At 60.2% G+C, this 12,008-nt stretch carries 10 protein-coding genes; 1 reads left to right on the forward strand and 9 read right to left on the reverse strand.

What is annotated here, in order from left to right; all coding sequences use genetic code 11:
• Position 1: 1 nt before the first annotated feature.
• The 9 genes from CKW35_RS10205 to hmpA form a co-directional block, all read right to left on the reverse strand.
• Positions 2 to 1,129 (reverse strand): hypothetical protein, encoded by a 1,128-nt coding sequence (locus CKW35_RS10205; RefSeq protein WP_095115831.1) that lies wholly within the window; start codon positions 1,127 to 1,129, stop codon positions 2 to 4.
• 115 nt (positions 1,130 to 1,244) lie between these two features.
• The gene (alaC, locus tag CKW35_RS10210; RefSeq protein ID WP_019473730.1) at positions 1,245 to 2,453 is read right to left on the reverse strand and encodes an alanine transaminase; all 1,209 of its coding nucleotides are present in this window, start codon (positions 2,451 to 2,453) and stop codon (positions 1,245 to 1,247) included.
• A gap of 334 nt (positions 2,454 to 2,787) precedes the next feature.
• Complete coding sequence (gene cyoE / locus CKW35_RS10215; RefSeq protein WP_016484944.1) at positions 2,788 to 3,675, reverse strand: heme o synthase; 888 nt, start codon at positions 3,673 to 3,675, stop codon at positions 2,788 to 2,790.
• 11 nt (positions 3,676 to 3,686) lie between these two features.
• A complete protein-coding gene (gene cyoD, locus CKW35_RS10220) occupies positions 3,687 to 4,019 on the reverse strand; it encodes a cytochrome o ubiquinol oxidase subunit IV (protein ID WP_016484943.1) in 333 nt (110 codons plus the stop codon).
• Positions 4,019 to 4,645 (reverse strand): cytochrome o ubiquinol oxidase subunit III, encoded by a 627-nt coding sequence (gene cyoC / locus CKW35_RS10225; protein WP_095115833.1) that lies wholly within the window; start codon positions 4,643 to 4,645, stop codon positions 4,019 to 4,021. Before cyoC ends, cyoD begins: the two co-directional genes overlap by 1 nt.
• Positions 4,646 to 4,648: 3 nt before the next feature.
• The gene (gene cyoB, locus CKW35_RS10230; RefSeq protein ID WP_016484941.1) at positions 4,649 to 6,667 is read right to left on the reverse strand and encodes a cytochrome o ubiquinol oxidase subunit I; all 2,019 of its coding nucleotides are present in this window, start codon (positions 6,665 to 6,667) and stop codon (positions 4,649 to 4,651) included.
• A gap of 3 nt (positions 6,668 to 6,670) precedes the next feature.
• A complete protein-coding gene (gene cyoA, locus CKW35_RS10235; protein WP_016484940.1) occupies positions 6,671 to 7,612 on the reverse strand; it encodes a ubiquinol oxidase subunit II in 942 nt (313 codons plus the stop codon).
• A gap of 560 nt (positions 7,613 to 8,172) precedes the next feature.
• Positions 8,173 to 8,679, reverse strand: a complete 507-nt coding sequence (locus tag CKW35_RS10245; RefSeq protein ID WP_016484939.1) for a disulfide bond formation protein B — start codon at positions 8,677 to 8,679, stop codon at positions 8,173 to 8,175.
• A gap of 389 nt (positions 8,680 to 9,068) precedes the next feature.
• Entirely contained in the window at positions 9,069 to 10,247 is a 1,179-nt protein-coding gene (gene hmpA, locus CKW35_RS10250) for an NO-inducible flavohemoprotein (RefSeq protein WP_023047741.1), read from the reverse strand.
• A 154-nt stretch (positions 10,248 to 10,401) separates the two neighbouring features.
• Here hmpA and norR point away from each other — a divergent pair, with 154 nt between their 5' ends.
• Complete coding sequence (gene norR / locus CKW35_RS10255) at positions 10,402 to 11,958, forward strand: nitric oxide reductase transcriptional regulator NorR (RefSeq protein ID WP_016484937.1); 1,557 nt, start codon at positions 10,402 to 10,404, stop codon at positions 11,956 to 11,958.
• Positions 11,959 to 12,008 lie beyond the last annotated feature (50 nt).

Genomic DNA, 12,008 nt, shown 5'->3' on the forward strand with positions numbered 1-12,008 from the left:
TTCAGCGCAATGCCTTGTAGGTGGAGGCATCCCAACGCTGCAGCGCCAGGCCTTCGGTCGGGTCATAGGCATCACCACACACCTTGCTGAAGTGCGTGCGGGCTTCGCCGCAATGCACCAACCGGTCGTGCTTCTCCCCCTCGGTCAGCACCGTATACGATTTGCTGCGCATGGCTTGGTACTGCGTTTCGGCTGCGGCCATGGCCTGGTGATATTCCATCACCTGGCGGTCATCCAGGGCCAGTCGCTTGCCCAGTTGAACACCCCAGCGGGTCAGGCAGACTTCGGCGAAATGGCGAACGATAAGCCCGGGTTCCTTGAGCACCTTGCCATCGCCGGCACCATCGACCGATGCATTACCCACCAGCGTGGCATGACGCCCCGGCATTGGATAAATGCAGATTTGCGTGCCACTGGCGACGGTAGGAATTACGCAGGCAAACCCTTTGGACCGCTCATCCCGCGAATAGAAGCCGACGTATTCACGCACGTTCTGCGCTAGCGCGATGCGCTCGGCCTGCACATTGCCAACACCCGGCACCGGGTCGATGGCGAAGATATTCACCGGCACCTCCCGCAGTACCGGGTCATTTGCCATGGCGTTGGCCAGCATGTGGCAGCTGATACCACCCCGGCTCCAGCCCACCAGGTTCACCTGGGTTGGAATGCGCGGCTTGCGGAACATGCTGATGATGCGCTCTTGCAACGCCTGCGGGGTTGGCTGGCGATCACCGTAGTCGTAGGTGCGCCAGAACCACGAGGCCGTGGAGGAAACGTCCGGTACAGGTACGCCAGCGTCCTTCAGCCGCTGGTATTCTTCCTCGCTCAGCTTGGTGCGCTGCCAACTGCTTTCGCCTTTGATCACCTGCAGCACATGGTTGACGTTTTCTTCCCAGCCGCGGCCGAAAAATTGGCCGGTCCAGTTGAAGTAGCCACCGGGTTCTACGAACAGGTTGTCATCCTGAAGGTTGCCGCTGCCTGGGCCGTCTACGGCAATCCAGTGGGCAAATTCGCGGCCCTCGTCATTTGCGGCCAGGGTCGAGACCAGCTCGCCGTTCCAGAAGTTGGGGTTTGCGTCGTCGAAACGGTGAGAACCGGTACCGCAGAAATAGGCGGTGAACACACTCATTGGGGAGTCTCTGTGGTGAGAAATGAGTGCTGAAGATAGGTAGGCAGATCGGGGAAATGCAGGCGGAAAGCTCGCCCTGGGGTAGATATGGGGCTGCCAGGCAGCCCCAACTGGCTTATTTGCGAGCCAGCCCATCAGCCCGGAACATCTGCCGGATCCCGCGGATGGCCTGGCGTATGCGGTCCTGGTTCTCGATCAGGGCAAAGCGCACATGGTCATCACCATATTCGCCAAAACCGATGCCCGGCGACACGCACACCTTGGCCTCGGCCAGGAGTTTTTTGGCAAACTCCAGCGACCCCATATGTGCATATTGCTCAGGGATCTTCGCCCACACGTACATCGACGCCTTGGGGTTCTCAACCATCCAGCCCAGTTCGTGCAGCCCTTTCACCAGCAGGTTGCGGCGCTGGCGATACTGTTCGGCAATGTCGCGCACGCACTGCTGATCGCCTTCCAGCGCGGCAATGGCAGCCACCTGCAACGGGGTAAAGGTGCCGTAGTCGTGGTAGCTCTTGATGCGCGCCAGGGCGCTGACCAGTTCGGGGTTGCCGACCATGAAGCCGATCCGCCAGCCCGCCATGTTGTAGCTCTTGGACAGGGTAAAGAACTCTACGGCAATGTCCTTGGCACCAGGCACCTGCATGATCGACGGGGCCTTCCAGCCGTCGTAGACGATGTCGGCGTAGGCCAGGTCATGCACCACCAGCACGTCGTACTGCTTGGCCAGGGCCACCACGCGCTCGAAGAAGTCCAGTTCCACGCACTGAGCAGTGGGGTTGGACGGGAAGCCGAGGATCATCATCTTCGGCTTGGGGATCGACTCACGGATCGCCCGCTCGAGTTCGTTGAAGAAGTCCACACCCGGTACCAGCGGCACTGAACGCACCTGGGCACCGGCGATGACCGCACCGTAGATGTGGATGGGGTAGCTGGGGTTGGGCACCAGCACCGTGTCGCCCTGGTCGAGCGTGGCCAGCATCAGGTGGGCCAGGCCTTCTTTCGAGCCAATGGTGACGATGGCTTCGCTTTCCGGGTCGATGTCGACCTCGTAGCGTTCCTTGTACCAGTTGGAAATGGCCCGGCGCAGACGCGGGATACCGCGAGAGGTGGAATAGCCGTGGGTGTCTTCCCGCTGGGCAACCTGCACCAGCTTCTCGACGATGTGCGGCGGTGTAGCGCCGTCGGGGTTGCCCATGCTCAGGTCGATGATGTCTTCGCCACGGCGGCGGGCAGCCATCTTGAGCTCGGCAGTGATGTTGAAAACGTAAGGGGGGAGACGATCAATGCGCGCAAAGCGGCGCGGCGAACCTGGGTTAGCCATGGCTTCCTCTGAGGACGTAAGCGCCCGGAACCGTCCGAGCGACGTTGGCCGATGTGGCGGCCTGACTCAGAAGATAATGCCGAAACATAAAATATGTAAAGGACATTTTCCTGTTTTGTCATATATTTTCAGACGTATTATTTGAAAAGCCAGATTTCATGTTTCCTGTGCTGGCCTCTCCGCGGGCTCGCCCGCTCCCACAGGGTTACTCACAGCCCTGGGACCTGCGCCCGACCTGTGGGAGCGGGCAAGCCCGCGAAAGGGCCGGCACAGGAAGACAGGCATAAAAAAACCCCGGCACATGGCCGGGGTTTTCGTGAAACAGGCAGCAGTTTCAGCGTGCGTAGGTCATCAGCACGTCCGCAGCGGTTTGGCTGTCCACGCCCATCATCACGCTCAGGGCAGTGACGGTGAGGATCGAGAAGCCGAACACCTTGCGGGCCCACTTGCTGTCGTCCTCTGCCTTGTAGCCACCCCAGGCCATGTACAGCCAGTACAGGCCCATGGCAGCTGCCACGGCCAGGTAGCCGAGGCCGGCGTAACCGCCGAGGGTAAGCATCAAGGTGGCGAGCACGAAGGCCAGCACGTACAGCACGATCTGCTTCTTCGCCGCGAGGATGCCACGTGCCACCGGCAGGACCGGGATGTTGGCAGCGCTGTAATCCTTGAAGCGGAAGATGGCGATGGCAAAGCTGTGCGGCATCTGCCACAGGCTGAACATCACCAGCAGGGTTACCGCAGCCAGGTCGAAGCTGTTGCTTACGGCGCAGTAGCCGATCACCGGAGGCATGGCACCCGACAGGCTGCCGACCAAGGTGCCGTGCACCGATTTACGCTTCAGCCACAGGCTGTAGAAACCGACGTAGACGATGAAGCCTACAGCTGCGCAGAACGCCGACAGCGGGTTGGCCTGGACATACAGCAGGCTGAAACCCGCCACCCCGAGCAGGGTGGCGTAGATCAGCGCGAGGGGCAGCGACATGCCGCCCTGCACCATGACGCGGTTCTTGGTGCGCTCCATCTTGTGGTCGATGTCACGGTCGATGCAGTTGTTGAACACGCATCCGGACGCAACCACCAGCGAAGTACCGATCACCACCGCCAGGAACAAGGCGAAGTCCACATGGCCCTTCGAGGCAAGGAAGAAACCGCCTGCCACGGAAAGCACGTTACCGAAAATGATCCCCGGTTTGGTGATTTGGATAAAGTGCTTAACGGACATGCAGTCTTACCTCACTTGGCCATCATTTCGATGTGGATGTTGAACATGATCCACAGCGACAGGCCGACCAGCAGTGCAATTACCAGTACGGTGAACAGGAACGTCGACACGTTGTTGCGTTGCTCTTTCGAGCGGTCCATGTGCAGGAAGTACACCAGGTGTACAACTACCTGGATCACGGCCATGGCAACAATGATCAGAACGGTCAGGTTCTTCGGCAGGCTGGCGGTCATGGCCAGTGCGAACGGGATCGCAGTCAGGATGATCGACAGGACAAAGCCGATCATGTACGACTTGACGCTGCCGTGGTTACCTTCGTGATGAGTGTCGTGTGCGCTAGCCATTACAGAACCCCCAGCAGGTAGACGACGGTGAACACGCAGATCCAGACCACGTCCAGGAAGTGCCAGAACAGGCTCAGGCAGCTCATGCGGGTCTTGGCGGTCGGCGTGATGCCATGCTTGTTGATCTGGTACATCATGATTGCCATCCAGACCAGGCCGGCAGTCACGTGCAGACCGTGGGTACCTACCAGGGCGAAGAACGCCGACAGGAAGCCACTGCGCTGCGGGCCGAAGCCCTCGCTGATCAGGTGATGGAACTCATAGATTTCCATCGCGATGAAGCCTGCACCGAACAGGAAGGTCACAGCCAACCAGCCCAGTACACCGGCTTTCTTGCCATCGAACATCTTCAGCATGGCGAAGCCGAAGGTGATCGAGGACAGCAGCAGGAACAGCGTTTCAACAGCTACGAAATCGAGCTGGAAGATGTCATGACCCGACGGGCCGCCGGCAAAACTGCCGGACAGCACCGCGTAGGTGGCGAAGAGCGACGCAAACAGGATGCAGTCGGTCATCAGGTACAGCCAGAAACCCAGTACGGTCATCTGGCCCGAGTCGTGGTGGTGGTCGTCATGCCCATGGTCGTGACCATGAGCAGCGCCGCCGTGCATTACTTGACTGGACATTGATTACACCCGCTCAAACGATTCGACACGTGCGCCGGCAGGCAGAGCACCTGCTTTGGCCAGCGCTTTCATACGCTCGCCTTCGATGCGCGCCACTTCTTCGGCCGGAACCATGTAGCCCTGGTCGTCACGTGCAGCGTGGCGAACGAAGACTGCGATGGTTGCCAACAGGCTCGCGCCCACCAGCCACCAGATGTGCCAGATGAAGGCGAAGCCGAACACGGTCAGGAACATACCCATGAACAGACCGGTGGAGGTGTTGCTCGGCATGTGGATCGCTTCGTACTTGGCCGGGACCTTGTACGCAACACCGGCTTCCTTGGCTTCGTGCCAGGCGTCCAGACCAACTTTCTCAGGCATGTGAGCGAAGTTGTAGAACGGCGGTGGCGACGAAGTGGACCACTCGATGGTACGGCCGCCCCATGGGTCGCCAGTGACGTCCATGTTGTCTTTGCGGTCGCGAACCGACACGAAGATCTGGATCAGCTGGCAAGCGATACCGAACAGGATCAGCACGGCGCCGACAACGGCTACGTACAGGTAGGGTTCCCACAGTGGGTTGTCGGAGTGGTTCAGACGACGGGTCATGCCCATGAAGCCCAGGGCGTACAGCGGCATGAACGCAACGTAGAAGCCCGACAGCCAGAACCAGAAGGCAGCTTTGCCCCACTTCTCGTTCAGGGTGAAACCGAAGGCTTTCGGGAACCAGAAGGCGAAACCGGCGATGTAGCCGAATACCGCGCCACCGATGATCACGTTGTGGAAGTGCGCAATTACGAACAGGCTGTTGTGCAGAACGAAGTCAGCACCCGGAACGGCCAGCAGTACGCCGGTCATGCCACCGATGGAGAAGGTGACCATGAAGCCCAGGGTCCAGAGCATCGGTGCGGTGAAGCGCACACGGCCTTGGTACATGGTGAACAGCCAGTTGAACAGCTTCACACCGGTCGGGATGGAGATCAGCATCGTCGCCAGGCCGAAGAAGGTGTTGACGCTGGCGCCGGCACCCATGGTGAAGAAGTGGTGCAGCCATACCGCAAAGCCAAGGATGGCGATCGCGCCCGATGCGTAAATCATCGAGTGATGGCCGAACAGGCGTTTGCCAGAGAACGTCGAGGTAACTTCCGAGAACACGCCGAAGGCCGGCAGGATCAGGATGTAAACCTCAGGGTGACCCCACGCCCAGAACAGGTTGACGTACATCATCGGGTTCCCACCAAGCTCGTTGGTGAAAATGTGGAAGTCCAGATAACGGTCAACAGTCAGCAGAGCGAGTGCAGCAGTCAGAATCGGGAACGAAGCAACGATCAGTACGTTGGCCCAGGTGCAGGTCCAGGTGAAGATCGGCATGTCCATCAGCTTCATGCCAGGTGCGCGCATCTTCATCACGGTGACGAGGAAGTTCACGCCGGTAAGCGTCGTACCCAGTCCGGATAGCTGTAGCGCCCAGATGTAGTAGTCGACACCCACCCCAGGGCTGTACTGAATGCCTGCGAGCGGCGGATAGGCAACCCAGCCGGTCTTGGCGAATTCACCAACGCCCAGCGAGATGTTGACCAGCAGCACGCCTGCCAGCAGCAGGTAGAAGCTCAGGGAGTTCAGGAACGGGAAGGCAACGTCACGTGCACCGATCTGCAGAGGAACCGCCAGGTTCATCAGGCCGGTGAAGAACGGCATCGCCATGAAGATGATCATGATCACACCGTGAGCGGTGAAGATCTGGTCATAGTGTTCAGGCGGCAGGTAGCCTTCGGAGCCACCGGTAGCGGCAGCCAGCTGGGTACGCATCATGATGGCGTCGGCAAAGCCGCGCAGCAGCATGACCATCGCGACGATGATGTACATCACGCCGATCTTTTTGTGGTCGACAGTAGTCAGCCACTCGCTCCACAAGTAGGTCCACTTGCGGAAATAGGTGATAAGACCGACGACAGCGATACCGCCGAGCGCGATCATGGCAAGCGTCACCATGACTATCGGCTCGTGATAGGGTATCGCCTCCAGGCTTAATTTACCGAACATCTCTTACTCCTCTGCACCGGCAGCTGGTTGCATACTCGATTCCACACCCTTGGTTGTGGCCAGATCTTTGCTGCCTGCTTCTTCGTGGCTACGACCGCGGTTCATGCCTTCGTACTTGTCGACGATCAGCTGGAACTGCTCTGGCGAAGCCTCGCTATACAGCGCGACCGGGTTGTTTTCGCTTGGTTTGGCCAAGGCGTCGTATTCAGCCTTGTCCAGCTTCTTCGGCGACTGCTTGACTTCAGCGACCCACTTGTCGAAGTCTTCCTGAGAGGTGGCAGTAGCCTTGAATTTCATGCCGGTGAAGCCAGCACCGCTGTAGTTGGCGCTGATACCGTCAAACACACCGTTTTCGTTGGCGATCAGGTGCAGCTTGGTGGTCATGCCGGCCATGGCGTAGATCTGGCCGCCCAGGCCCGGGATGAAGAACGAGTTCATCACGGCGTCGGAAGTGACGCGGAAGTTGACCGGGGTGTTAGCCGGGAAGACGATCTTGTTGACCGTGGCAATGCCCTGTTCCGGGTAGATGAACAGCCACTTCCAGTCCAGTGCGACAACGTCGATCTGGATCGGCTTCACGTCCGAGTCCAGCGGACGGTACGGGTCCAGCTTGTGGGTGGAGTGGTAAGTGACGTAACCCAGGGCGATGATGATCAGGATCGGGATGATCCACACCGCAGCCTCGATCTTGGTCGAGTGCGACCAGTCAGGGGTGTAGGTGGCTGCCTTGTTGGAAGCACGGTACTTCCAGGCGAACGCCAAGGTCATGATGATCACAGGGATAACCACCAGCAGCATCAGGCCGGTAGCGATCAGGATCAGGTTCTTTTGCTCAATGCCGACCTGTCCCTTCGGGTCGAGCAGGGTCCAGTTGCACCCACTGAGTAAAAGCATGCCTAAAAAGGGCAATATGCCAAACAGTCTGGGGTAACGCTTTTTACTCATCTCACGACCTCTAGATCAGCTTGCTTCAATGCAATTTGTGTTTTGGTAGCCAACACTTCGTCCTGCCAAGTGAGGCATTTTGCGCCCGTACTCGCTCCTGCCTGGGGTCCGACTGCAGGACCTTGGCTTCAAGCGTTGTTAGCGGTGCTTATGGTTTCGTAGGCAACAGGCCTGTACTTCAGACCAAGTCCATTTGGTGCGGGAAAACGCGGAGGGGGGTCCGCCCGGTATCGCCGTTGGGCGAAACTTGACGAAGTCAGCAAAAAGGAGCGCTGGGGCTTCCTTCAATCCTGCGACTCGCAAGCAGTGCCGAACGGAAATTGGGGGCGATTGTAGTGAGGTCGCCAACCCTTGACTATGACTTATTGAGCAACAGTCTTTTACAGAATGTGCAACAATGCTGCTCGATAATTCAACTTCGCGACAGTTTGTCGCACCCCGCTTGCCAGGCCTCAAAGCCGCATTCTACAAGGCTTTGTGATTGATCTGGATCAAGCGGTGAGCGACTTTTCCCTCTTCACATGCGCTGTAAAAGACCCTATGCGATTCGGGACTTTTGTCTAAGCCTGGCGTCGGTTGCGGTAGATCCCGAGCGGCACCAGGATGGCGGTGAGCACGAACGCCACAAGCGCCCATTGCGCCAGCGACAAACCGAGGAGTGGCGGGTACGGGGTGCTGCAGAAGCCGTCGACCTGGAATGCCAGCGGCCACAGCTTGGCCAGCGGCAGGTCATCCACGATCGGCTGGAGGGTGTCGATGCCGCAACTGACCATGGGGTTGGCGAGTATATACACATGGTTGCCGGCCGCAATGATTCCGCCAATCGCGCTGAGCACAACCAGTGCTTCGAAGAAGGTCAGGCTGCGGCGCCCGGGCATCGCTGCGGCGATGAAGGCAAACACGGCAATGAACAGCAGCGCGTAACGCTGCAGGATACACAACGGGCACGGTGCCTCGCCCAGTACCACTTGCATGTAGAGGGCGCCGCCAATCAGCGAAAGGCAGATCAGGCCCAACAGCACCAGAAAGCGCCGTTCCCGATTCAGGCGCGATGTTTGTTCGTTCATTGCCGGTTCCTTCGATGGATAGTGGCAGCGTGGTCCGCCTGCCTGGGCGCAAGTCTACACGCTGGGCAGGGCCTTTGAGCGTGCCGAGGAAGCGGCGTGACAGCACTGCGCAGGGCTATCCGGTGTGGCTGAGACCGGCCGCAACAACGTCGGTTCAACGCCGGGCGGCAAAAAAACGGCTGCACGGGTACCGCGCAGGGGCAAGCCCCTCGACACCCGGGAGTGAAGGATACCGTGATTAAAGGAGGATTAAAGATGAAAGCTGAGCAGGTGCTTTTCATCTCTCCTTATATATAGGCAGGAAGGAGTACTGTGGCTGGGATACATATTTGTGCCTGTACCGGCCCCTTCGCGGGCAAGCCCGCGAAGGGGCCGGTACAGGCGTTGCATCAATCCAGGGCAGCCGCCGGCCCGAAGAACTCGTAGCGGCTCTGCTGCTCCGGCACACCCAGGCCCTTCAACTGGCGCTTCACCGCCGCCATGAACGCCTTTGGCCCAAGGAAGTAGGCATCCACATCCCGCTCCTGCGGCAGCCACTCGGCCAGCAGGTCCTCACTCAGCAGGCCGACGGCATCGGCCTCGGCGCCCTCCGCAGGCTCCGCATAGCAGTAGAAGCGCTTGAGCTGCGGATAACGCGCCGCCAGGCCATCGACCCAGTCACGGAAGGCATGCACCGCACCGTTACGCGCACAGTGGATGAAGTGCACCTCACGCCGGGTTTGCAGCGCGGCCTGCAACATCGCCAGGGTCGGTGTAATGCCTACGCCGCCACTGATCAGCACCAGCGGCTTGTCGCTGGCTGCCAGGGTAAAGTCACCCGCAGGCGGGAACAGTTGCAGGGTCTCGCCCACCACCAGCTGATCGTGCAGGTAATTGGAAACCTTGCCGCCCGCCTCGCGCTTGACGCTGATGCGGTACTCCTTGCCATCGCACAGCGCCGACAGGGAGTAGTTGCGGCGCTGTTCGGCTCCGTCAATGTCCAGTTTCAGGCCGATGTACTGGCCTGGCTCGGCCTTGAGCACGGGCTTGCCATCCACCGGTACAAAGTAGAACGAGACGATCTCGCTGCTTTCCTGCTCGCGGCGTACCAGGCGGAATGCGCGGGTACCGCGCCAGCCGCCCTCGGCCTCTTCCTTCTGTTTATAAAGGTTTTCCTCTGCACCCATCAGGATGTCGGCCAGCTGACCATAGGCCGCGGCCCAGGCATCGATCACTGCCGGGGTGGCAATTTCCTTGCCCAACACTTCTTCGATGGCGCGCAGCAGGCAACTGCCGACGATCGGGTAGTGCTCCGGCAGAATCTGCAGGGCAACATGCTTGTTGATGATCTGCCCAACCAGGCCGCCCAACTGCTCCAGCTGGTCGATGTGGCGGGCATACATGAGCACGCCGTTGGCCAAGGCGCGTGGTTGGTCACCACTGGCCTGGTGGGCCTGGTTGAACAGTGGGCGTACCTCTGGGTACTCGTTGAGCATCATCTTGTAGAAGTGGGTGGTCAGTGCTTCGCCGCCGCTTTCCAGCAGGGGGACAGTGGCCTTGATGATTGCACGTTGTTCGGCATTGAGCATTGCAGCAACTCCTGAGCCTGTGGCTTCAAATGACTGCCCTTGCCGTTTCAGCATTCGTGCCAACTTTCACAGCCAGCAAAATCAAGGGTTTGATGCAGCCCATGTCAAAATGACTCGGCTCGATGTATAGTCATATGGACCTACAGGAGTCAATATGACTACAAAGCCGTTGCTAACCGCCCTGCTGCCCCTCGTCAGTGATCTGTCCCGCGATTTGCCCGATCAGGAGCGCTACCGCCGCCTGCTGCAGGCCATGCGCAGCCTGCTGCCGTGCGACGCCGCTGCGCTGCTGCGCCTGGACGGTGAATGGCTGGTACCCCTGGCTGTGGACGGCCTGAGCCCCGACACCCTGGGCCGCCGATTCCGGGTCAGTGAGCATCCGCGGTTCCAGATTTTGCTCAGCCGACCGGAACCCACCCGGTTTGCCAGCGACTCCGAACTGCCCGACCCCTACGATGGCCTGGTCAACGCCGCGGATGCCGACCTTGAAGTGCACGACTGCATGGGCTGCCCATTGATGGTCGATGAACGCCCGTGGGGCCTGGTCACCCTCGACGCCCTCACCCCCGGGCAATTCCAGAGCCTGGAGCTGGATGCCCTGCAGGCCTTCGCCAGTTTGGCGGCCGCCACCGTTACCGTGGCCGAGCGCATCGAGCACCTGGCCCTGCGTGCTGAAGACGAACACCTGCGCGCCGAGATCTACCGTCAGGCCAGCGGCCAGGACAAAGAGCTGATTGGCCAGAGCGCCGCACACAAGCGCCTGGTAGAAGAAATCCGCTTGGTCGGCGGCAGCGACCTCACCGTGCTGATCACCGGCGAAACCGGGGTTGGCAAGGAACTGGTGGCCCAGGCCCTGCACCAGGCCAGCAGCCGCGCCGACAAGCCGCTGGTCAGCCTCAACTGTGCCGCCCTGCCCGACACCCTGGTCGAGAGCGAACTGTTCGGCCATGTACGCGGTGCCTTCACCGGTGCGCACGGCGAACGCCGTGGCAAGTTCGAACTGGCCAACGGTGGCACGCTGTTCCTCGACGAAGTGGGCGAACTGCCACTCACCGTGCAGGCCAAGCTGCTGCGGGTGCTGCAAAGCGGCCAGCTGCAACGCCTGGGCTCGGACCGCGAGCACCGGGTGGACGTGCGCCTGATCGCCGCTACCAACCGCGACCTGGCTGCCGAAGTGCGCAATGGCAACTTCCGCGCCGACTTCTACCACCGCCTCAGCGTATACCCGCTACACGTGCCGCCCCTGCGCGAACGTGGTCGAGATGTACTGCTGTTGGCTGGCTATTTCCTTGAACAGAACCGATCGCGACTTGGCCTGAACAGCTTGCGCCTGAGCCACGACGCCCAAACCGCGCTGGTCGCCTACGACTGGCCAGGCAATGTGCGCGAACTGGAACACCTGATTGGCCGTTCGGCACTCAAGGCGCTCGGCCAGCACCCTGACCGGCCACGTATCCTCACCCTCGAAGCCATCGACCTGGACCTGCGCGTTACCCCCCCGACAACGGGCTCACAACCCTCCTCTGCAGCCCCGCTGCAGGTGGCAGCATTGCCTGAAGGCGGCTTGCGCGAAGCGGTCGATATCTACCAGCGCCAGGCGATAGAAGCCTGCCTGCAACGGCATCAGGACAACTGGGCGGCGGCCGCCCGTGAGCTGGGCCTGGACCGCGCAAACCTGAGCCGATTGGCCCGCCGGCTGGGGCTTCGCTGAGGTTCACCTACAAAAGGATTAACCCAGAAAGCCATCTGGTTGCTTCCTGC

This window comes from Pseudomonas sp. Irchel 3F3 (genome assembly GCF_900187545.1).
Lineage (GTDB): Bacteria > Pseudomonadota > Gammaproteobacteria > Pseudomonadales > Pseudomonadaceae > Aquipseudomonas > Aquipseudomonas fortuita.

Coding starts and splice junctions, on each gene's coding strand:
- CKW35_RS10205 (WP_095115831.1), bottom strand. CDS start 1,129: ATGAGTGTGTTCACCGCCTATTTCTGCGGTACCGGTTCTCACCGTTTC.
- alaC (WP_019473730.1), bottom strand. CDS start 2,453: ATGGCTAACCCAGGTTCGCCGCGCCGCTTTGCGCGCATTGATCGTCTC.
- cyoE (WP_016484944.1), bottom strand. CDS start 3,675: ATGTCCGTTAAGCACTTTATCCAAATCACCAAACCGGGGATCATTTTC.
- cyoD (WP_016484943.1), bottom strand. CDS start 4,019: ATGGCTAGCGCACACGACACTCATCACGAAGGTAACCACGGCAGCGTC.
- cyoC (WP_095115833.1), bottom strand. CDS start 4,645: ATGTCCAGTCAAGTAATGCACGGCGGCGCTGCTCATGGTCACGACCAT.
- cyoB (WP_016484941.1), bottom strand. CDS start 6,667: ATGTTCGGTAAATTAAGCCTGGAGGCGATACCCTATCACGAGCCGATA.
- cyoA (WP_016484940.1), bottom strand. CDS start 7,612: ATGAGTAAAAAGCGTTACCCCAGACTGTTTGGCATATTGCCCTTTTTA.
- CKW35_RS10245 (WP_016484939.1), bottom strand. CDS start 8,679: ATGAACGAACAAACATCGCGCCTGAATCGGGAACGGCGCTTTCTGGTG.
- hmpA (WP_023047741.1), bottom strand. CDS start 10,247: ATGCTCAATGCCGAACAACGTGCAATCATCAAGGCCACTGTCCCCCTG.
- norR (WP_016484937.1), top strand. CDS start 10,402: ATGACTACAAAGCCGTTGCTAACCGCCCTGCTGCCCCTCGTCAGTGAT.